This is a genomic window from Streptomyces yokosukanensis (genome assembly GCF_001514035.1).
Lineage (GTDB): Bacteria > Actinomycetota > Actinomycetes > Streptomycetales > Streptomycetaceae > Streptomyces > Streptomyces yokosukanensis.
The window spans coordinates 423,856-443,690 of record NZ_KQ948210.1; the positions used below are offsets into that span (position 1 = coordinate 423,856).

Sequence of the window (19,835 nt, forward strand, 5' to 3'; positions counted from 1 at the left end):
GACCCGGTGCGCTGACGTTGCGTCGGCGACACAGCGTAGCGGCCGTGATCTTCGCGCCCACAGCCGATTCCCCTCTTGGGGACCGGGCCAGGCAAGATGGGTGCGTGACCCTCATCGATCAGCTGCCGCCGACCGCCGACCCCGACGCCCTGTACGAAGCCTTCGAGTCGTGGGCGCTGGAACGCGGCCTCACCCTCTATGCCCACCAGGAGGAGGCTCTGATCGAGGCGGTCTCCGGGGCGAACGTGATCGTCTCGACTCCCACAGGCTCCGGCAAGAGCATGATCGCCGCGGGCGCGCACTTCGCCGCGCTGGCCCGGGACGAGGTCACCTTCTACACGGCGCCGATCAAGGCGCTGGTGTCGGAGAAGTTCTTCGAGCTGTGCAAGCTCTTCGGCACCGAGAACGTCGGCATGCTGACCGGAGACGCGTCCGTGAACGCCGACGCTCCCGTGATCTGCTGCACCGCCGAGGTGCTGGCGTCGATCGCCCTGCGCGACGGCAAGAACGCAGACGTCGGCCAGGTCGTCATGGACGAGTTCCACTTCTACGCGGAGGGCGACCGCGGCTGGGCCTGGCAGATCCCCCTGCTGGAGCTGCCCCAGGCGCAGTTCATCCTGATGTCGGCCACTTTGGGTGATGTGTCGTTCTTCGAGAAGGACCTCACCCGCCGTACCAGCCGGCCCACTTCGGTGGTCCGCTCGGCGACCCGGCCGGTGCCCCTCTCCTACGAGTACCAATTCACCCCGCTCACCGAGACGCTCACCGACCTGCTGCAGAGCAGGCAGGCGCCGGTGTACATCGTGCACTTCACACAGGCGCAGGCGGTGGAGCGGGCCCAGGCGCTGATGAGCATCAACATGTGCTCGCGCGAGGAGAAGGACCAGATCGCCGAGCTGATCGGCAACTTCCGCTTCACGACCAAGTTCGGCCGCAACCTCTCCCGTTACGTCCGGCACGGCATCGGCGTCCACCACGCAGGCATGCTGCCCAAGTACCGGCGCCTGGTGGAGAAGCTCGCCCAGGCAGGTCTGCTGAAGGTCATCTGCGGCACGGACACCCTCGGCGTGGGCGTCAACGTGCCCATCCGCACGGTGCTGTTCACTGCTCTCACGAAGTACGACGGCAGCCGTGTGCGCACGCTGCGGGCCCGGGAGTTCCACCAGATCGCGGGCCGGGCCGGCCGGGCCGGCTTCGACACGGCGGGGCTGGTCGTGGCGCAGGCGCCGGAGCACGTCATCGAGAACGAGAAGGCGCTGGCCAAGGCCGGCGACGATCCGAAGAAGCGACGCAAGGTGGTGCGCAAGAAGGCGCCGGAGGGCTTTGTCGGCTGGACGGAGAGCACCTTCCAGAAGCTGATCGACTCGGAGCCCGAGCCGCTGACCTCGCGATTCCGGGTGACGCACACGATGCTGCTGTCGGTGATCGCCCGCCCGGGCAACGCGTTCGAGGCGATGCGTCACCTTCTGGAGGACAACCACGAGCCGCGCAGGCAGCAGCTCCGGCACATCCGCCGGGCGATCGCGATCTACCGCTCGCTGCTCGACGGCGGGATCGTGGAGAAGCTCGACAAGCCGGACGCCGAGGGCCGGATCGTCCGGCTCACGGTCGACCTGCAGCAGGACTTCGCGCTCAACCAGCCGCTGTCCACGTTCGCGCTCGCCTCCTTCGAGCTCCTCGACCCCGAGTCGCCGTCCTACGCCCTCGACATGGTGTCCGTGGTGGAGTCCACGCTCGACGATCCGCGTCAGATCCTCGTCGCCCAGCAGAACAAGGCGCGCGGCGAGGCCGTGGCCGCGATGAAGGCGGACGGTGTCGAGTACGAGGAGCGCATGGAGCGCCTCCAGGACGTCACCTACCCGAAGCCGCTGGAAGAGCTGCTCTTCCACGCGTACAACACCTACCGCAAGAGCCACCCGTGGGTCGGCGACCACCCGCTGTCGCCGAAGTCCGTCATCCGGGACATGTACGAACGGGCGCTGTCCTTCACCGAGTTGGTGTCCTACTACGAGCTGGCCCGCACCGAGGGCATCGTCCTGCGCTATCTCGCCAGCGCCTACAAGACCCTGGACCACACGATCCCGGACGACCTCAAGTCCGAGGATCTGCAGGATCTGATCGAGTGGCTGGGCGAGATGGTGCGCCAGGTGGACTCCAGCCTGCTGGACGAGTGGGAGCAGCTCGCGAACCCGGAGGAGATGACCGCCGAGGAGGCCCGGGAGAAGGCCGACGAGGTCAAGCCGGTCACCACCAACGCGCGCGCCTTCCGGGTCCTGGTTCGCAACGCCATGTTCCGCCGCGTGGAGCTGGCCGCCCTCGACCAGGTCGAGGACCTGGGCGAACTGGACGCCGAAGCCGGCTGGGACGCCGAGGCCTGGGGCGAGGCGATGGACAAGTACTGGGACGAGTACGAGGATCTCGGCACCGGCCCCGATGCCCGCGGCCCCAAGCTGCTGGTCATCAAGGAGGAGCCGGAGAACGGCCTCTGGCGCGTCCGCCAGATCTTCGACGACCCGAACGGCGACCACGACTGGGGCATCAGCGCAGAGATCGACCTCGCCGCCTCGGACGCCGAGGGCCGTGCGGTCGTCCGCGTCACCGACGTCGGCCAGTTGTGAGCCGTTTGCGGCTGGTTGTGAGCCAAGGAGAATCCCACCGATGACGAACCCGGCCGAGAAACTGGTCGATCTGCTCGACCTGGAGCAGATCGAGGTCGACATCTTCCGCGGCCGGAGCCCGCAGGAATCCCTGCAGCGGGTCTTCGGCGGCCAGGTGGCGGGCCAGGCGCTGGTCGCGGCCGGGCGCACGACGGACGGCGACCGCCCGGTGCACTCGCTGCACGCGTACTTCCTGCGTCCGGGCCGTCCCGGGGTGCCGATCGTGTACCAGGTGGAGCGGGTCCGCGACGGCCGGTCCTTCACCACGCGCCGGGTCACAGCCGTGCAGCAGGGCCGCACGATCTTCAATCTGACCGCCTCCTTTCACAAACCTGAGGAAGGACCGTTCGAGCATCAGCTGCCTCCCGCCCGTGAGGTGCCGCACCCGGAGTCGCTGCCGACGGTCGCCGAGGAGATCCGCAAGCACCTCGGCGCACTGCCGGAGCAGTTGGAGCGGATGGCGCGCCGCCAGCCCTTCGACATCCGCTATGTCGACCGGCTGCGCTGGAACGCCGAGGAGATCGACGGCGCCGAGCCGCGCAGCGCCGTGTGGATGCGCGCGGTCGGACCGCTCGGTGACGACCCGCTGGTCCACACATGCGCACTGACCTACGCCAGCGACATGACCCTCCTGGACGCGGTCCGCATCCCGGTCGAACCACTGTGGGGTCCGCGGAACTTCGACCTGGCCTCGCTGGACCACGCCATGTGGTTCCACCGGCCGTTTCGCGCGGACGAGTGGTTCCTGTACGACCAGGAGTCGCCGATCGCCACCGGCGGGCGCGGTCTGGCCCGCGGGCGCATCTACGACCTGCAGGGGCGTCTGCTTGTCTCGGTCGTCCAGGAGGGCCTGTTCAGATCGCTGTAGCGTGCCGACGGCCGGGACCGCGGCGGAGTCGATCTCAGAGCCGCGCGGGTCGAGGGCTTCTCCGCCGCAGCCAGGCACGCAGGCCGCGGCCCGGGCGTGCCGGGGCGGACTTCGCCGGACGGCGTGTCCGGAGGGCCGGGGAGGCCGGGGCCGACAGCGTCACCGGCGCACCGTGCCACTCGAACGCTCGAGTCACGGGCTCATCCTTCGACTCGGACGTCCCCGGCAGCGGTCCACCGCTCGGCGCACCCATCACTGTCACCGGCCTGATCCTGGGCCCCGACACCTCCGCCGGCCGCCCCTTCTTCGCCTCGAAGGGTCCCGGCAGCGGTTCTGTCGCCCGTGCTCCGGCCGGGTCTTCGCCGAGCGCCCATGGTGGCCGTACCGTCGGTTCCGTGGCTCGTGTGGCCGTTCGGGCCATGGGCGGGATGGGGCGCGCGGCCGCTCGTGGGGGCGGTGCGCTGCGGCGGACGGCCGGGCGTGGGGCCGGCGCGAAGGCACGGGCCTCCTCGAGCGCATGGGCCAGGTCGCTGCGCAGCCACTCGATCTCGTCCGCGTCCTGAGCCGTCGTGATCCGCGCGGCGAGGTCCGCGACAGGCGATCCCGGAGCGCCCTGACCGGCCTGTGCGGGCCGGAACCGGTTCAGACACGCGCGCTCGTAGGGATCCCTGACGACGTCGGCGATCTCGACGGGCGAGAGGAAGGCGGCCAAGGCTCCGGCCCGGGCCCATGGCTCCTCGGCCTGGCGCAGCAGAAACCCGAGGTGGCGCCCGCGCCAGTTGCGGGCTCGCAGATCCAGGCCGGCCTCCAGCCGGCCGCGCAGGTTCTCGGGCGTGCGCCCCTTGAGCAGGTGTGCGTTCTTGGCGTCCGCGGTGAAAGCGCGCAGCTCTTCCGCCAGATAGAGCCAGACCACGACCCTGTAGCGATTCATGTACCACTTCACCGGGACGAGCAGACCCAGTCGGGCGAGCCGTGTGAAGCGACCGGCCGGGATCTCCATGAGTGCTGCGCCCTGCGAAGTCCCCACCGCCTGCACACGGGCGCGCAGGTTTTCCGGGTGGCCCTCCTGCGCGCGCAGGCGGTCGATCTCCGCGCGCTCCACCCTCGGTCCTCCTCCCCCGCCCTCGTCGGGCACGGTCCGGATGTGGCCGAGATGCACGGCGAGGTCGAACTCGCTTCGTTTGAGGCCCAGTTCCCGAGCGGCGTGGCCCGGGGTGAGGGTAACGGGCCGGGGTGGGCGGACGGTGCTCGTCGACATGGTCGTACTCCCCCGCGGAGTCTTTGGCTCACGCCCTGTGCGTTTGCCGTGCACACACCGTAGCCAATTCGGTCCAGGCCGTGGCGGGCCTGTGGACAACTCCACAAAGGTTGGAGAATCCGCAGGTCAGGCGTCCGTGGTGGGGGCTCGCTCGGGCTGCCTGGCGTCCACGCCCAGGTGTTCGCCGACGCGATTGACGAGCAGGGTCATCTCGTAGGCGATCTGACCGATGTCCACCTCCGCACCGCTGAGCACGCACAGGCAGCTGCCGGTGCCGGCCGCGGTCACGAACAGCACGGCGTCGTCGTACTCGATCATGGTCTGGCGCACTCTGCCCGCGCCGAAGTGGCGTCCCGATCCCTTGGCCAGGCTGTGCAGACCGGACGCCACGGCGGCCAGATGCTCGGCGTCCTCTCGGCGCAGGCCCGTACTCGCGCCTGTGACCAGTCCGTCGTTCGAGAGGACCAGGGCATGTCGCACATGGTCCACACGCTCGGTCAGGTCGTCCAGGAGCCAGCCGAGTCCCTGGTTCTGGGCCATTTCCATCTCCCCGTGTGATCTCCCCCTGGCTGGAGGAACTCTGCGCCAGCCTTCCCCACCACCGGCGTCCGGGCAAGCAAGATGGGCGCATGGCACAGAAGATGACCGATCAGGAATGGCGGGCGTTCGTCTCGAACGGCACCCGGACCGGCAAGCTGTCCACCGTTCGCGCCGATGGGAGCCCTCATGTGGCCCCGATCTGGTTTCTGCTGGACGGGGACGAATTGGTGTTCAACACCGGTAAGGACACCGTGAAGGGGCGCAATCTCGCCCGCGACGGACGGATCGCCCTGTGCGTGGACGACGATCGGCCGCCGTTCCACTTCGTGGTGCTGAACGGCCACGCACGGCTGTCGGAGGACCTGGACGAGGTGCGTCACTGGGCCACCAGGATCGCCGCCCGGTACATGGGCGAGGACCGCGCCGAGGAGTACGGCGCCCGCAACGGCGTTCCGGGTGAGCTGCTGGTCCGTGTCACCGTCGACCAGATGGTGGCCCTGAAGGACGTATCGGCCTGATCGGCGGGCTCAGCCGACCGAGTCCAGGAGCCGGGCGGTGTGCATCCGCCCGGCGTACTCGACGAGCCGGATCAGGACTTCCTTGCCGGAGTCCCGGTCCCGCGCGTCGCACAGCACCACGGGTGTGCCGTGGTCGAGGTCGAGGGCGCGGGAGACGTCGTGCGCGCCGTGGGCCCGGGCCCCCGCGAAGCAGTTGACGGCCACCACGAACGGGATGCGCCGGTGCTCGAAGTAGTCGACCGCGGGGAAACAGTCCTCGAGGCGCCGGGTGTCCGCGAGGACGACGGCGCCGAGGGCGCCTTGGGACAACTCGTCCCACAGGAACCAGAAGCGGTCCTGTCCCGGGGTGCCGAAGAGGTAGAGGGACAGGCCGGAGCGGATGGTGATGCGCCCGAAGTCCATGGCGACGGTGGTGGTGACCTTCTGGTCCACGCCGTCGGTGTCGTCCACCGACTGCCCGGCCTCGCTGAGGAGTTCCTCCGTGCGCAGCGGCCGGATCTCGCTGACGGCTCCGACCAGGGTCGTCTTGCCGACGCCGAACCCGCCGGCGACCAGGATCTTCAGCGCCAGCTCGGAGGTGTCGACGACGGCGTCGGAGTGCTCGGTGACCATGCTCACTTCTCTCGGGAGGATCGGCTGCGATCGGCGTGCGCCGGGTGCGAAGACGAAGCCGGCATCTGGACGACATCCCGAGGCGATGCGTACGTCTCGGGGCGGTGCGCGGTGCGTGGCGGGTCCTGAACTTTCATCTACAGGGCTCGCAATCCGGCGATGACCTCGCGCAGGATCCGCTCGTCGGGCAGGCGCGCCGGGGGTACGGGACGGTTGATGACCACGCAGCCCAGTTCCAGGAGGTCGCCGAGGAGCACCCGGACCACGCCGACGGGGAGGTCCGCGTCCGCCGCGAGTTCGGCGACGGACTGTGTCTCCGCTCGGCACAAGTCGATCAGGGTCCGGTGTTCGGGGCCGAGTGCGGCGTCGTCGAGCGCCGGTGCCCCGGGGACGAGGGTGACGAGGGCGATCAGGTCGAAGCGCACCCCGGTGGGCCCCGGTTGGGTGCGCCCGCCCGTCAACGCGTAAGGGCGGACCAGTGGTCCGGCCTCGCCGTCGTACCACTGGCTGCCCGGCTCTCCTGGACCGCCGGTCCGGTTCTCGGTCATCGGTGCCGCCTCTTGGAGGTCATCCGGTCGCGGGGGGCTGCGCGGCGACACGCGGCGGCGTGTACAGGTGCTCGCCGACCCGCTTGACGAGGCGTGCCATCTCGTAGGCGACCAGTCCGATGTCGGCCGTGACGGCGGTGAGGACGGCGAGGCAGGAACCGTCTCCGGCGGCGGCCACGAAGAGGAAGGCGTCGTCCATCTCGACCATGGTCTGGCGCACACCGCCCGCTCCGAAGTGCCGTCCCGCGCCCTTGGCGAGGCTGTTGAAGCCGGAGGCGACGGCGGCGAGGTGCTCGGCGTCCTCCCGGGCGAGGCCGGTGGAGGCGCCGACGGCGAGGCCGTCGTTGGAGAGCACGACGGCGTGCCGCACTTCGCCGACGCGCATCACCAGGTCGTCGAGCAGCCAGTCCAGTTCGCCGGAGCGCTGGCCGGCCCCCGTGTTCGTGTCCTGGATCATGCAGGGTCTCCTTCGCTGCTGTCACTGCCCGTTTCGGGTCGCGAGGCGGCGCCACGGCCGGGTTGTCTGCCACCGCCGCGAGCCCAGCCGTCCCGGTAGGCCGCCATCCGGTCCCGTACCAGTTCGGGGGTGCGCTGTTCGTCGCCGTGCCGCGCGGTCTCCGGCGCCGGCGCTTCGGGGTGCTGCCGGCGTAGCTGGGGAGCGAGGCTCGCCTGGCGCACGCGGCGCGGGAGGTCGTCGGTGGTCTCGGCGTCGTGGGGCGGGCGGTGCAGCCGCAAGGCGGTGACTGCGGCGGGCGGGGTCTCGTCGGCCGCTGCCTGCCCGCCCGACTTCCCCACGGCGGTCTGGGCGGGCGCGGTGGCCGCGAGCGCGGGCCGGTCCGATCGGGCGGCGACGGCCTCCTGCCGCGGACTTGCGCCGGGCACGCGCGCGTACTCGCGCTTCTGCTCCTGACGGGACTGCTCACCTCGTTGGGCGGCGCGTTCCGCAGCACCGCTGTACAGCAGGGCGGTGGGCACCAGGACGACGGCGGTGGTGCCTCCGTAGGGGGAGTTCCGCAGATGCACCTTGACGTCGTGCCGGGAGGCGAGCCGGCTGACCACGAAGAGTCCGAGCCGGTCGCTGTCGAAGAGGTCGAGGGCCTCGGACTGTTCGATGCGGCGATTGGCCTCCGCGAGGGTCTCGGCGCCCATGCCGAGGCCTCGGTCCTCGATCTCCAGGGCGTAACCGTTGCCGACGGGTTCGCCGGTGACGCGCACGCGCGTGTGGGGCGGTGAGAACTGGGCGGCGTTCTCGACGAGTTCGGCGAGCAGGTGGGTGAGGTCGGCGACGGCGGCGCCGGTGACATGGGCTTCGGGGAGCTGCCGCACCTCCACGCGCGCGTAGTCCTCGATCTCCGATACGGCGGCCCGTACGACGTTGGTCAGGGACACAGGTATGCGCCAGGCCCGGCCGGGTGCGGCGCCGGAGAGGATGATCAGGCTCTCGGCGTGCCGCCGCATGCGCGTGGTGAGGTGGTCCAGGCGGAACAGGTCGCTCAGTTCGTCGGGGTCGTCCGAGCGGCGCTCCATGCTGTCCAGGAGGCTGAGCTGCCGGTGGACCAGTACCTGGCTGCGGCGGGCCAGGTTGACGAAGACACCGGAGATGCCGCTGGCGAGTTCGGCGCGTTCGACGGCGGCGTGCAGGGCTGCGCGATGGACCGTTGTCAGGGCTTCCGAGACCTGCCCCGTCTCGTCCTCGGCGGGTGGTCCGGCGGGTGTCTCGGCCTGGATGTCGATCTCCTCGCCCGCGCGCAGTCTGCGCATCGCTTCGGGGAGTTTGCGGCGGGCGATCTCCAGGGCGTCGTTGCGCAGGCTCACGAGTTCGACCACGAGGGCGCGTCCGATGCGCACGGAGATCACGAGCGAGGCGGCGACGGCGGCCAGGCCGAGAAGCACGGCGGCACCCGCGGGGCTGAGCAGGCCGCGTGTGACCGGGTCGGCGCGGCCGGCGACGACCCGGCCCGTGTCCGTCGCGATGTCGCGCATGCCGTCCTGCACACGCGTGTGGGCGTCGCTCCAGGTTGCCTGTGGAGCCGTGTCGGCCGGCTTGGCGCCCGGCCCGGCGGCGAGGACCTTGTCCTCGACGTCGCCGAGGGCGGTGTAGGAGTCGCTCGCGGTCAGGTTCTGCCAGGCGGCGCGCTGGGCGGCGGGCAGGTCGGCGCCGGCGGCCTCGGTGAGCGTACGGCGCGCGGCGACGGCGGCGCCGTACAGACGTAGCCGCTCTCCCTGCAGTTGCCCGGCGGCCCGCGCGCCGCCGAGTACGGCGTCCTCCTGGGCCAGTGCCTCGGCGGCCCGGCTGAATTCGAGCAGCACGCGCGCGTCGGATCCGATGTCCGCCTGCTGGATGCCGGTCAGGGCGCCGTCCACGGCGAAGGCCGCGCCGATGGTGTTCGTGTACCGCGCGTACACCGTGTCCCAGCCCGCCTTGTGGTCGAGTACGGCCGTACGCAGGGCCCGCAGGCGCTCGGCGCCGGTGACGAAGGCGCCGAGGCGGCCGGAGACACCGGCAGGCAGCTCCTCGGTGTCCGCGACGGTGTGGTCGCCGCCGAGCCGCAACGCTGCCACGGCCCGGTCGGTGCGGACGCCCAGGCTTCGGATGTCGCTGCCGCCGCCCGCGCCCGGAGCGGTGGCGTAGCGCACGGCTGCGGTGCGCTCGGCCTGGAGGGCGTCGACGGCCGCGGCCACCGGTGTGCGCAGTTCGGCGTCGATCCGCTGGGACTGCCGCAGTCGGGCGACGTCCTGGGCGGTGGTGACGGTGGCGTACGCCCACAGGGCGAGCAGCGAGACGACCGGCACCATGAGCAGGCTGACCACCTTGGCCCGCACGGTACGAGGGCGCAGGCGCCGGCTCGCACGCGCGCGTGCCGTGGCCGGTGGTGTGCCGAGCGGGCGGTCGGTGCCCTCGTCGGCGGGCGGTCCGGCGTGCGCGCGGCGGCCGCGCGGCGGGTGCTCCGGGGTGCCGGCATTCGGGGTGGTACGGGGTGGGCGCATGGCCTCCTCGCTCGTGACGTGGGTCGGGCTCGCTCGGGACGTGGGCCGGGCTTCTCGGACCGGGCTCCCGCTAGCGGGCGATGCTCTCGACGGGCCGCTGGGCGGAGGCGGAGGCCTCGCGCTCGTCGGCCGTGGGTGAGAGGGCGACGAAGGCCGAGGTGATGAACAGGTAGGACCCGAGGCCGACGGCGAGGGGGAAGATGAACTGCATCGCCGTGGCCCCGGGCAGGGTGTCGCCGGAGGGGGCCACACGCACGCTCACCGCGAACATCCCGGTGTAGTGCATGCTGCTGACCGCCGCTCCCATGACGAGGGAGGCGACGGTGACCGCACGGGGCGACGTGATGTTGAGGCCCGCCCACAGGGCCGCGGTCGCCGCGACGACGGCGATCAGAACCGACACGCCGACGAGGACGGGGTCGTACCTGATGTCGCCGTGCAGCCGGACCGCCGCCATGCCGAGGTAGTGCATGCTGGCGACACCCAGCCCGGTGGTGAGACCGCCGAGAAGGAGCGCCCGGTTGCGGTCCCGGCTGTAGCCGACGGCGAAGACGCCTGCGCACACGACGACCATGGCGACGAGAAGGCTCAGGATGGTCAGCGGCACGTCGTAGCGGATGTCGGTGCCACTGACGCGGAAGCCGAGCATGGCCACGAAGTGCATGGTCCAGATGCCCGACCCGATCGCGGAGGCCGCGGTGACCAGCCAGTTGCGGCGTGAGCGGCCGGTGGTGGCGAGCGCGCGGACGGTGCAGCGCAGTCCGAGCGCGGCACCTATGCAGGCCATGACGTACGACAGTACGGGGGTCAGCCAGCCGAAGGCGGCGTGGTCCAGGTGTCCCATGGCCAAAGGACGCTAGGGGGCACGGGCGCACAGAGGGGGCGCGTTTCGAAAGCTGCTGGAATATGACATGCAAATGCGATGGAACGATCGGGTCGGGCTCGAACATGTGCGCCTACGTATCCCCCGCGACGGTTACGCATCCCTCGCGACGGTGAGGAATCATGCCGGGCATGAGCGATGACCACACACATGTGCAGGAGTTCTTCAGCGCCCGTGCGGCCGACTGGGACAGCCGCTTCCCGGACGACGGTCCCGCGTTCGCCGCTGCCGTCGCCGATCTCGAACTGCGGCCGGGCGACCGCGTGCTGGACGCGGGCTGCGGCACGGGGCGCGCACTGCCGTCGCTGCGAGCCGCCGTGGGCCCGTCCGGGGTGGTGCTGGGCGCCGACCTGACCCCGGCGATGCTCAAGGCCGCCGCACGGGCGGGCCGGGACCGGGACGCGTGGCTGCTGCTCGCGGACGTCGCCGCGCTGCCGCTCGCCTCCGGGTCCCTGGACGCCGTGTTCGCCGCCGGTCTGATCGCTCATCTGCTGCGCCCGGAGGAGAACCTGCGGGAGCTGGCCCGTGTGGTGCGCGCCGGTGGCACGCTCGCGCTGTTCCATCCCATCGGGCGCGCGGCCCTGGCGGCACGACAGGGCCGTCAGATCACTCCCGGCGATCTGCGCGCCGAGGCCAACCTCGGCCCGCTGCTGGCTCGTTCGGGGTGGAGCATGACGTCGTACGTCGACGAGGACCGCCGCTTTCTCGCGCTCGCCGAGCGCACGGGCTGAAGCGTCGCATCGCCGAAGGCCGCGCGGGTCAGTCCGTTCCGGCCACGGCCGCCGCGAAGGCGTCGGGGTTGTCGAACATGACGTTGTGCCCGGCGCCGGGCACCGTCACGACGCGTACCCCGGCGGCTTCCAGAGCCTCGCGCCCCTCCAGTTCACCGCTGAACTCGCCCTACAGGTGGACACGCTCTCCCGCCAGCTTTTCGAGGGGGATGCGCAGGACCGGATCGGAGCCCCGGCGCAGCCCGACGGCGCTGCTGTGCAGGGCGCGGGGGTCGGCGAGGCGCATGGTGGCGGCCCACAGCGGGCCGACTGCTGCCAGCACGCGCGCGTGCTGCCTTTCGACGAAATCGTCCTCTTTACAAGCTGCGATTCCGCTGCTGGCGGCCGTGAGCGGCGGGAAGGCGTCGAGGTTGGCCTCCGCGAGGACCAGCCGGGAGGCGAGGTCGGGCCGACGGTGGGCGAGCACGACGGCCACGGCGCCGCCCATGCTGTGCGCCATCAACTCCGCGCCACGGACCCCGGATTCGTCCAGCGCGGCCGCCACCGCGCCGGCGTACTCCTCCAGCGTGTATCCGAACGTACTCGGCCGGTCGCTGATGCCGTGTCCCGGCAGGTCCACGAACCGGCTGCGCCGGCCGGCGAGTTCGGGCAGCGTGAGATCACCGACGAGAACCAGTGGTTCACGCCGCTCGCATTCCTGCGGCACCTGGACGACCCCGCCGCCCCGGCGGCCGTACTGCGACGTCGGCTGGCGTTCCTGGAGGAGCCCGCGAGCTTCTTCCACGAGGGCGACCGGCCCCTGCGCGCCGAGGAGGTGGACGACCCGTTCCGGCGCGGTGTGCTCACCGTCGCGCGTGCCACGAGCCGGGCCGAACTGGCCTGGTTGCGCGACACCCTCGCGTCAATCGACGGTGCCGCCCGCCGAGGCGTCGTGGTGCCGCACCGGGCAACCGCGCAGCCCAGGAATCGGGCGGGTGCCGAGCTCTGCCACCCGGTAGCCGTCCGGGTAGCCCTTGATCTCCCGGTTCTGGCGGGCGAAGTGGGGGGAGCGGCGCGGCGGCAGCAGCCGGACGAGGCGGCCACGCGCGCGTACGGCCTGACGCACGAACGACGTGGTGGCCGCGCTGGGCGGGGTGTACCGGAACGCGCGCAGCAGGGGTTCGTCGAGCAGGGCGAGCGTCGTGGTGCGCAACAGCGGCGCCAGAGGGCGCGGATACCAGGACGCCATCAGGTCGAGGGTGGCGTCGGAGACCGTCCGGGACTGCTCGTCCCAGCCGAAGTGCTCCTGCTCGTAGCTGTCGAGGAGGGTCTCGAACTCCTCGTACGTCTTGGGGATGTCGGGGATGCCCATGTGCCAGCCGAGGGTGCGGTAGTACTCGGCGGCGGCCATGACCTCGTGCCGGGACAGCCGCCGCCAGCCGTAGGTGTCGATCCAGCGCCGGGGCACCACGACGAAGGTGCACAGCACATACCGCAGATCGTCGTCACCGATGTCGTAACTGCGGTGCATCTGGTTGATGCGGCGGATCGCCGTACGGCCCTCCTCGGTGGCGAAGCCGTGCTCGACGACGGTGTCGAGGAGCAGCGCGGTGTCGTCGTAGCGCTTCTGTGTGCGCTCGGTCAGCTCGGCCGTCCGCGCGAGGAGCCGCCCGATGCTCGGCACGGCGTAGGTGCGGTACAGGGCCAGTTCCAGTGCGCGGGTGTAGTCCCAGGGAAACTCGAACGCCGTACTGAGCCGGTAGATCTCCGGTGCGTCCGCCACCGGGTCCAGTCGACGGATCTGTCCGAGCCTCTCGAATCGCTTCACCGCGTCGCCCCCCCTTCTGCCGCAGAAGGTCCAACTCTACGTTGAGTGACAGCAGATGACGTATCGATGATGGCCCCGTTCGGGGGAAGGGTGGTCCGCGTGTTCGGCCAGATATTCAAGTACGCCACCAAGCTGCGCACCTCCGCGCGTGTGCAGCCGACGGACGTCCGGGAGAGGCGTACGCACAACTTGTTCGAAGCGGCGGCCACCTACATCGCGGCCCGCGCGGAGAACGACCAAGAGCGGATCGAGGAGGCGACGACCTGGGTGCCCGCCGACGCCCTGTCGTTCGGGGTGAGCGAACTCGCCCGCCGCGCCGTCGTCGCTCTGGCCCGGGAGCGCGACGTGTCGCCCACGGTGGTGGCCCGTGATCTCCTCGGGCTGCCCACGGACTGAGGAAGCCCCCCCGCCCAGTGTGGTCGTTTCGCCCCCGTCCAGGTGGAAACCTGCAGGTCCGCGTGGTGTGAGGAGCCGTGACAAGCGGCTTCCGCTCGCACTAGGGTGCGCGCCGATGGACGAACCACTGGGGAGGCTGGGATGGCCCGGACCGACGAAGAGGCCGTCGCCGCCGCGGACGATGCGCTGTACGTGCTGACGGCGGTGCTACTGACTGCGGCACAGTTTCCGAGCGTTCTCGGCGATGACTATCCCGAGGCGTGCGCGGCACTGGGGCTCGCGCCCCTCGCCGACGGGTACGGCCTGGTGCTGGGCCAGGACGGCGACGGCGCGCGCTGGACGGTCGTCATCGACGACGTCTCGCTGGTCGCCGTGGCGATCGCCTCCTGGGACTGCGGCATGGAGTACGAGCTGTCGCCGGACGAGCGCGCGGTCGTGACCGCCCTGCCGGGCTGGCCGCTGGCGGTCGCCGTCGCCGCTCCCGGCGTCCCCGCTCCGCACGATCCCGCCCCCGAGGTGACGGACGGGCCCGCGCTGACCCCGCCGGACACCGGCTCCTGGGGACCGGCACAGCGCCGTCTGGGCGCCGACGAGATAGCTCTGCAGTGGGCGGCCTGGCGGGAACAGATCGACGACGAGAAGTTCTCCGTGCCGGACGGGCAGTCGGAGCCGGACGGACAGGAGGAGCCAGAGGGGCAGGCAGCGGCCGAGGAGTCGGCGCCGGAGGGGCGACAGGGCGTACCGCACCACCGGGGAGTCGGGCGGGTGCTCGCGGAGGCCCGCGCCTATGTCGACTCGCCGCCGCCGCTCGGGCGGGTACGGTCGTCGTTCGCCCCGGGGGACGCCCGTACGCTGCGCGCCGACGGCCCCGGCTGGTCGATAGTGGCTCGCACCGACGACATCGCGTTCGTGCTGCTGGACGAGGAGCCCGGCGAAGTCCTGCCGGTGGGCCGGGGTCCCGAGCTTCCGGGCCTGCTGGAGGCGCTCGACAAGATGGCCGTACGCCCCCTCTGAGGCCGCGCGCCACCGGCCCGGCCCCGAGGCCGGGCGACCCTCTACGACCCACTCTCCGGACTCCGAGGGCCGGACCAGCCCCCGAGACCGGTCCGGCCCCACGGCCGCCGCCACGGACCCCTGGGGGTCCGCCGTCCTCTCAGCGGCCGAGTTCCTTGCGGGTGACCCTGCGCAGCCGGCGCCGCTGTGCGGGGTCCAGCGTCAGATACGCGGCGACCGGCACGCCGACCACGATCAGGAACGCCACCCACCAGGGCAGCCAGATCAACAGAATCAGCCCGACCGCCACACCTCCGACGGCGATCTTCGCGTTCTTGGACATGAGCGTCGCCTCCTTCGCGGCCACTGCCGCTCTCTGCTGTGAAAACGGCCTCCCGGTCCACACAGTTCCGGAACCCGACCCCGAGACGTCCCTGAGGCCCACCCCTAGTGGCTCCTCGACCGTGACGCCCTCGGCAGGCTCCGGAGGCCGCGTGTCCGTCTCGCCTTCCCCTCGCCGTGATCCCCGTGCGCCACCGACGATGGCCAACGTCGAACACATTGTGAAGTGACCTGGATCACTACGCCAGTATGCCGGGGTCGCTCTCAGCGCGCTGTAGCCTCGGCGACTCCGTTCCCAGTAATCAAATTTGAGGAGTGCGGCAGAGCTGTGCAGACCCTTCCGACGGCATCACCCTCCGAACTCTCCGAACTGTCCCACTGCTGCATGGTGTTCCTGCCCGCCGACCCCGCCCGCGCGGGCCGGTTCGCGTTCTGGCGGCGCGACGGCGAGGTCCCTCCTGTCGTCGTCGACGGGACGCCTGCGGAACTGGACATCGCGATGCCCACGGCTGACGGCGACGTGGAACCTGTCCGCACGCCCGCGCTCCTGCTGCCCGTGCACCGCGCCCTGCCGTTGCTCACACGCACGCGTGCCCTGCGGCAAGGGCACCGCTCGGCCGGCTTCTGGGGTGCCGCCTGTCACCTGGCCCTGCACTTCGTGACGCGCGGACTGCTCCTGCCGGGGCTCTCCCCCGCCGATCACGACGTCTGGCGGGTGGCCCGGCTGTCCGCGCGGGACGCGGAGTCGATCCGCGAACTCGCCGCCGCCATGCCACCGGAGGCCCATGCGACACCGCTCGCGGCCGAGGGGCCGCCCCGGCTACCGGACCCGGAGCAGCTGCTGCGCGCCTTCCTGGACGCGGTCGCCGACACCCTCCCGCGCTCCCCCGCCGCCCCGTCGGTGACCGGTGGCTCCGCGTACGCGGCACCTGAGCCGCAGCGGTGGCCCACCTTGCGGGCATGGGCCGACGGCATCGCAGCCGGCCAGGACGCGGGGGTACGCCTGTCGCTGCGCGTGGAGGTCTCCGGGCTCGACGACCTCGGGCAGCGGGACGACGCTCCGGTCCGGTTCCGTGCGGTGCCGCAGGTGCATGGCGTCGGCACAGCGACGGACGTCGTCGACGTGGCGGCCCTCTGGACCGGTGCGGGCGCCGTACCCGAGACGGTCGGTCCACGCGCGCGTGCCGACGCGCTGCTGGCACTGCGCCGGGCCGCCCACGCCTGGCCGCCGCTGACACCATTGCTGTCCGCCGCCGTACCCGACGCCGTGGACCTCGCCGATGACGAGATCGCCGAGCTGCTGGGCGTGGGCACGCGGGCTCTGGCCACGGCGGGAGTCGATGTCCACTGGCCGAAAGAACTGTCGCGCGACCTCACGGCGCACGCGACCGTCGGTCCGCCGGACGACGCGACGGCTGCCGCACGGTCTGCCGGGGCGCCCGCGTCGCTGCTCTCGTCGGACACCGCGGTCGCCTTCAGCTGGTGGTTCGCCCTCGGCGGACGGGAGTTGTCCCGGGAGGAGCTGGACCGGCTCGCAGAGGCCAAGCGCCCCCTGGTGCGGCTGCGCGACGGATGGGTCCTGGTCGACCCACAGCAGGCGGACCGCGCCCGCACCCGCCAGGACCGCGCCCTGGCTCCCGTCGAGGCGCTGGCCGCCGCCCTGACGGGCTCTGCGGAGGTCGACGGCCACCTGGTCGACGTACGGTCGTCGGGATGGCTGGAACGGCTCCGGGAGAAACTCGCGGACACCGGGACGGCAGACACCGTCGGGCAGCCGCCCGGCCTCGCCGCCACCCTGCGCGAGTACCAGCTCCAGGGCCTCGCCTGGCTGGCCGGCATGACCTCGCTGGGCCTGGGCGGCTGCCTTGCCGACGACATGGGCCTCGGCAAGACGGTCACGCTGATCGCCCTGCACCTGCACCGGCAGACAGACGCCTCGGCGGCCGGTCCCACGCTCGTCGTCTGCCCGGCCTCCCTGCTCGGCAACTGGCAGCGCGAGATCGAGCGGTTCGCCCCGGGTGTGCCCGTGCGCAGGTTCCACGGTCCCGGACGCACTCTCGGATCCGTCGGGGGCCGGGAGTTCGTGCTGACGACGTACGGCACGATGCGCCTGGACGTCGAGCGGCTCGCCGCACAGCCCTGGGGCTTGGTCGTTGCAGATGAGGCACAGCACGTGAAGAACCCTTATTCGGCGACCGCGCGGGCACTGCGTTCTCTCGGGGCACGCGCGCGTGTAGCGCTCACCGGTACCCCGGTGGAGAACAACCTCACCGAACTGTGGGCCATCCTCGACTGGACGACTCCCGGTCTCCTGGGCCGTCTCGGCGCCTTCCGCGCGCGCTACGCGCAACCGGTCGAGGGCGGCTTCGATCCCGCAGCGGCCCGGCGGCTCGCGAGGCTCGTCCAGCCGTTCCTGCTGCGACGGCGCAAGTCGGACCCCGGCATCGCCCCCGAGCTGCCGCCGAAGACCGAGAGCGATCGTCCCGTGGCCCTCACCTCCGAACAGGCAGCACTGTACGAGGCGTTGGTCCGCGAGACGCTGGACCGGATCGCGGCAGCGGATGCCATGGCCCGCCGGGGCCTGATCGTGCAGCTGCTGACCGGGCTGAAGCAGATCTGCAATCATCCGGCGCAGTTCCTCAAGGAGGACGAGCCACGGCTCGAAGGACGCTCCGGGAAGCTGGAGTTGCTCGACGAACTCCTCGACACGATCCTCGCCGAGGGATCGGGGGTGCTCGTCTTCACCCAGTACGTGCGCATGGCCCGCCTGCTCGAACGGTATCTGACGGACCGTGGGGTGCACTCGCTGCTGCTGCACGGCGGGACTCCGGTCACCGCGCGCGAGGAGCTGGTGCGGCGTTTCCAGGACGGCGAGGCACCGGTGTTCCTGCTGTCCTTGAAGGCCGCGGGAACGGGTCTGAACCTCACCCGGGCCGAGCATGTCGTGCACTACGACCGCTGGTGGAATCCGGCGGTCGAGGCCCAGGCCACGGACCGCGCGTACCGCATCGGGCAGACCCGCCCGGTGCAGGTGCACCGGCTGATCGCCGAGGGAACTCTGGAGGACCGCATCGCGGACCTCCTCGGCCGAAAGAAGGAGTTGGCGGACGCGGTGCTCGGCACCGGCGAGGCCGCGCTGACGGAGCTGACGGCCGAGGAACTGGCCGCGCTGGTGGAACTGCGCGGGGAGGCACGATGAACCGCTACGACGACGGACACGGCCGTGCGGCGCAGCGCACGGTTGCCGCGCCGCCTCCCGCGCGCGGGCGCGGGTTCGCGCAGGGCTGGTGGGGTCGCGCATGGCTGCGGGCCCTGGAGGACGCAGCACTGGACGGTGCCGCGGTCAAGGCGGGCCGCCGGCTCGCGCGCGAGGGAGGTGTGGGGGCGGTGACCGTGCGGCCGGGCCGGGTCACCGCCGTCGTACGCGACGCCCGGGGCGCGGCCCACCGCGCCGACGTCCTCGTGCCGGAGCTGTCCGAGGCGGAGTGGGGGCGGCTGCTGGACACGACCGTGGGCCAGGCCGGACATCTGGCCGCGCTGCTCGACGGTGAGCTGCCACCGCATCTCATCGAGGACGCCGCGGTCGGCGGCGTCGAACTGCTGCCGGGCCTGGGCGATCTGGAGCCCGAGTGCGACTGCGGGACCTGGGACCACTGCGGGCACACCGCAGCGCTCTGTCACCAGGTGGCACGGCTGCTGGACGAAGATCCGTTTCTGCTCCTGCTGCTGCGCGGACGCGAGAAGGACGCGTTCCTGGCGGAACTGCATCTGCGCAGCACGGCGCCCCGCGCGGCGACCTCCACACCCGCGACCGTGGGCGTGGACGCGAGCGAGGCATGGGCGGCCGGGGACATCCTGCCGCCGCTGCCGCCGCTGCCCGGACTCCCGCAGTTCCCGGGCACGCCGCCGCCCCTCACCTCCGCGACAGTGCCCGCGCCCGGTATGGATCCGGCGGCGCTGGAGCACCTGGCGGGCCGCACCGCCATGGAGGCGTACCGGCTCCTCGCGGAAGTCGTTCGCTCGGCTTCGGACGACTTCCGCCCGGAGGCGGAGGCGTCCCGGCCAGATCCGATGATGTTCCGCTCGGATCCGGAGGCGACCCGGTCGAACCCTGAGGTCCTTCACTCGGATCCGCGAGGCCACCGCTCGGATCCCTGGCACGACGCCGCGCTCACGGCAGGCCAGGACGCCGTACGGCTTGCATGCGGGGCGCCCTGCGACGCCGTCATCGAGCGGCTGGCGAAGGAGTCGGGCCGCGGCCGCGCCGGGTTGGCGACGGCGGTCCGCGCGTGGTGTGCCGGAGGTGTCGCGGCGCTGGCCGTGCTCGACGAGGAGTGGCAGGTGGAGGGCCTGGCTCTCGCACACGCGCGTGCGGCGCTCGAAGCGGCCTGGGAGGCCGACGAACGGCCGCCGTTCCACAGCAGCGGCAACCGGTGGACCGTCCCGGACGAAGGGGTGCAGTTGCGCCTCGGCCGGGACGGCCTCTGGTGGCCGTACCGCGACGAGGCCGGCGGCTGGGTTCCCGCAGGCGGACCGGACCGTGATCCCGCGACGGCACTGGCCTCGGCACGCCTCGACGCCGATTCGAGGGATCCGGAGAGACTCTGAAACGCCGTCACCGTTCCCGGGCCGGGCAGCCCGGCCGGTGGGCCGAAGGAGGGCCGGGGGGCGGCGTGCGCCGTGTCCCGGCCCCC

16 protein-coding genes and 3 pseudogenes are annotated in these 19,835 nt (G+C 71.7%); 9 read left to right on the top strand and 10 right to left on the bottom strand.

Going from position 1 to position 19,835, the window contains the following annotated elements; genetic code table 11:
• Nucleotides 1–104: 104 nt before the first annotated feature.
• Entirely contained in the window at nt 105–2,618 is a 2,514-nt protein-coding gene (locus AQI95_RS14700) for a DEAD/DEAH box helicase (protein WP_067122571.1), read from the top strand.
• Between the two features lie 40 nt (nt 2,619–2,658).
• Nucleotides 2,659–3,525: an acyl-CoA thioesterase gene (locus AQI95_RS14705; protein WP_067122575.1), complete on the top strand. Its 867-nt coding sequence runs from the start codon at nt 2,659–2,661 to the stop codon at nt 3,523–3,525.
• Nucleotides 3,526–3,931: 406 nt separating this feature from the next.
• Here AQI95_RS14705 and AQI95_RS48980 read toward each other — a convergent pair.
• Nucleotides 3,932–4,783 (bottom strand): annotated as a pseudogene (locus AQI95_RS48980) (DUF6397 family protein); the annotation flags it as partial.
• Nucleotides 4,784–4,909: 126 nt separating this feature from the next.
• Nucleotides 4,910–5,323 (bottom strand): roadblock/LC7 domain-containing protein, encoded by a 414-nt coding sequence (locus AQI95_RS14715; protein ID WP_067122581.1) that lies wholly within the window; start codon nt 5,321–5,323, stop codon nt 4,910–4,912.
• Nucleotides 5,324–5,412: 89 nt separating this feature from the next.
• On the opposite strand from AQI95_RS14715, the gene AQI95_RS14720 reads away from it, so the two are divergent.
• On the top strand, nt 5,413–5,841 hold the full coding sequence (locus tag AQI95_RS14720) for a PPOX class F420-dependent oxidoreductase (RefSeq protein ID WP_067122584.1): 429 nt from the start codon (nt 5,413–5,415) through the stop codon (nt 5,839–5,841).
• Between the two features lie 9 nt (nt 5,842–5,850).
• Here AQI95_RS14720 and AQI95_RS14725 read toward each other — a convergent pair whose 3' ends face one another.
• From AQI95_RS14725 to AQI95_RS14745, 5 genes are all read right to left on the bottom strand, one after another.
• Complete coding sequence (locus AQI95_RS14725; protein ID WP_067122587.1) at nt 5,851–6,453, bottom strand: GTP-binding protein; 603 nt, start codon at nt 6,451–6,453, stop codon at nt 5,851–5,853.
• A 137-nt stretch (nt 6,454–6,590) separates the two neighbouring features.
• Nucleotides 6,591–7,001: a DUF742 domain-containing protein gene (locus tag AQI95_RS14730; protein WP_067122590.1), complete on the bottom strand. Its 411-nt coding sequence runs from the start codon at nt 6,999–7,001 to the stop codon at nt 6,591–6,593.
• Between the two features lie 19 nt (nt 7,002–7,020).
• Complete coding sequence (locus tag AQI95_RS14735) at nt 7,021–7,458, bottom strand: roadblock/LC7 domain-containing protein (RefSeq protein ID WP_067122593.1); 438 nt, start codon at nt 7,456–7,458, stop codon at nt 7,021–7,023.
• The gene (locus AQI95_RS14740; protein ID WP_208614175.1) at nt 7,455–9,989 is read right to left on the bottom strand and encodes a sensor histidine kinase; all 2,535 of its coding nucleotides are present in this window, start codon (nt 9,987–9,989) and stop codon (nt 7,455–7,457) included. The genes AQI95_RS14735 and AQI95_RS14740 overlap by 4 nt, the downstream gene beginning before the upstream one ends.
• Before the next feature lie 70 nt (nt 9,990–10,059).
• Nucleotides 10,060–10,833, bottom strand: a complete 774-nt coding sequence (locus AQI95_RS14745) for an MHYT domain-containing protein (protein WP_067122595.1) — start codon at nt 10,831–10,833, stop codon at nt 10,060–10,062.
• A gap of 170 nt (nt 10,834–11,003) precedes the next feature.
• On the opposite strand from AQI95_RS14745, the gene AQI95_RS14750 reads away from it, so the two are divergent.
• Entirely contained in the window at nt 11,004–11,603 is a 600-nt protein-coding gene (locus tag AQI95_RS14750; protein ID WP_067122598.1) for a class I SAM-dependent methyltransferase, read from the top strand.
• Nucleotides 11,604–11,631: 28 nt separating this feature from the next.
• Here AQI95_RS14750 and AQI95_RS14755 read toward each other — a convergent pair.
• A pseudogene (locus tag AQI95_RS14755) lies at nt 11,632–12,309 on the bottom strand (alpha/beta fold hydrolase).
• On the opposite strand from AQI95_RS14755, the pseudogene AQI95_RS48985 reads away from it, so the two are divergent.
• A pseudogene (locus tag AQI95_RS48985) lies at nt 12,253–12,522 on the top strand (PadR family transcriptional regulator); the annotation flags it as partial. The pseudogenes AQI95_RS14755 and AQI95_RS48985 overlap by 57 nt on opposite strands.
• Here the strand turns inward: AQI95_RS48985 and AQI95_RS14760 are convergent.
• The gene (locus tag AQI95_RS14760; protein WP_067122601.1) at nt 12,505–13,410 is read right to left on the bottom strand and encodes an oxygenase MpaB family protein; all 906 of its coding nucleotides are present in this window, start codon (nt 13,408–13,410) and stop codon (nt 12,505–12,507) included. The pseudogene AQI95_RS48985 and the gene AQI95_RS14760 overlap by 18 nt on opposite strands.
• Nucleotides 13,411–13,542: 132 nt before the next feature.
• On the opposite strand from AQI95_RS14760, the gene AQI95_RS14765 reads away from it, so the two are divergent.
• Together AQI95_RS14765 and AQI95_RS14770 are read left to right on the top strand one after the other, a co-directional pair.
• Entirely contained in the window at nt 13,543–13,806 is a 264-nt protein-coding gene (locus tag AQI95_RS14765) for a hypothetical protein (RefSeq protein WP_425264878.1), read from the top strand.
• 141 nt (nt 13,807–13,947) lie between these two features.
• Nucleotides 13,948–14,820, top strand: a complete 873-nt coding sequence (locus AQI95_RS14770; RefSeq protein WP_067122604.1) for a hypothetical protein — start codon at nt 13,948–13,950, stop codon at nt 14,818–14,820.
• Between the two features lie 139 nt (nt 14,821–14,959).
• Here AQI95_RS14770 and AQI95_RS14775 read toward each other — a convergent pair whose 3' ends face one another.
• Entirely contained in the window at nt 14,960–15,142 is a 183-nt protein-coding gene (locus AQI95_RS14775) for a hypothetical protein (protein ID WP_067122607.1), read from the bottom strand.
• Nucleotides 15,143–15,469: 327 nt separating this feature from the next.
• Here AQI95_RS14775 and AQI95_RS14780 point away from each other — a divergent pair, with 327 nt between their 5' ends.
• Together AQI95_RS14780 and AQI95_RS14785 are read left to right on the top strand one after the other, a co-directional pair.
• Nucleotides 15,470–18,340 (top strand): SNF2-related protein, encoded by a 2,871-nt coding sequence (locus AQI95_RS14780; protein WP_079071255.1) that lies wholly within the window; start codon nt 15,470–15,472, stop codon nt 18,338–18,340.
• Complete coding sequence (locus AQI95_RS14785) at nt 18,337–19,749, top strand: SWIM zinc finger family protein (RefSeq protein ID WP_067122611.1); 1,413 nt, start codon at nt 18,337–18,339, stop codon at nt 19,747–19,749. The genes AQI95_RS14780 and AQI95_RS14785 overlap by 4 nt, the downstream gene beginning before the upstream one ends.
• Nucleotides 19,750–19,835: the final 86 nt, after the last annotated feature.

Excerpts from the sequence above, each read along its gene's own strand:
- AQI95_RS14705 (WP_067122575.1), top strand. The coding sequence starts at position 2,659 with ATGACGAACCCGGCCGAGAAACTGGTCGATCTGCTCGACCTGGAGCAG.
- AQI95_RS14715 (WP_067122581.1), bottom strand. The coding sequence starts at position 5,323 with ATGGCCCAGAACCAGGGACTCGGCTGGCTCCTGGACGACCTGACCGAG.
- AQI95_RS14720 (WP_067122584.1), top strand. The coding sequence starts at position 5,413 with ATGGCACAGAAGATGACCGATCAGGAATGGCGGGCGTTCGTCTCGAAC.
- AQI95_RS14725 (WP_067122587.1), bottom strand. The coding sequence starts at position 6,453 with ATGGTCACCGAGCACTCCGACGCCGTCGTCGACACCTCCGAGCTGGCG.
- AQI95_RS14730 (WP_067122590.1), bottom strand. The coding sequence starts at position 7,001 with ATGACCGAGAACCGGACCGGCGGTCCAGGAGAGCCGGGCAGCCAGTGG.
- AQI95_RS14735 (WP_067122593.1), bottom strand. The coding sequence starts at position 7,458 with ATGATCCAGGACACGAACACGGGGGCCGGCCAGCGCTCCGGCGAACTG.
- AQI95_RS14740 (WP_208614175.1), bottom strand. The coding sequence starts at position 9,989 with ATGCGCCCACCCCGTACCACCCCGAATGCCGGCACCCCGGAGCACCCG.
- AQI95_RS14745 (WP_067122595.1), bottom strand. The coding sequence starts at position 10,833 with ATGGGACACCTGGACCACGCCGCCTTCGGCTGGCTGACCCCCGTACTG.
- AQI95_RS14750 (WP_067122598.1), top strand. The coding sequence starts at position 11,004 with ATGAGCGATGACCACACACATGTGCAGGAGTTCTTCAGCGCCCGTGCG.
- AQI95_RS14770 (WP_067122604.1), top strand. The coding sequence starts at position 13,948 with ATGGCCCGGACCGACGAAGAGGCCGTCGCCGCCGCGGACGATGCGCTG.
- AQI95_RS14775 (WP_067122607.1), bottom strand. The coding sequence starts at position 15,142 with ATGTCCAAGAACGCGAAGATCGCCGTCGGAGGTGTGGCGGTCGGGCTG.
- AQI95_RS14785 (WP_067122611.1), top strand. The coding sequence starts at position 18,337 with ATGAACCGCTACGACGACGGACACGGCCGTGCGGCGCAGCGCACGGTT.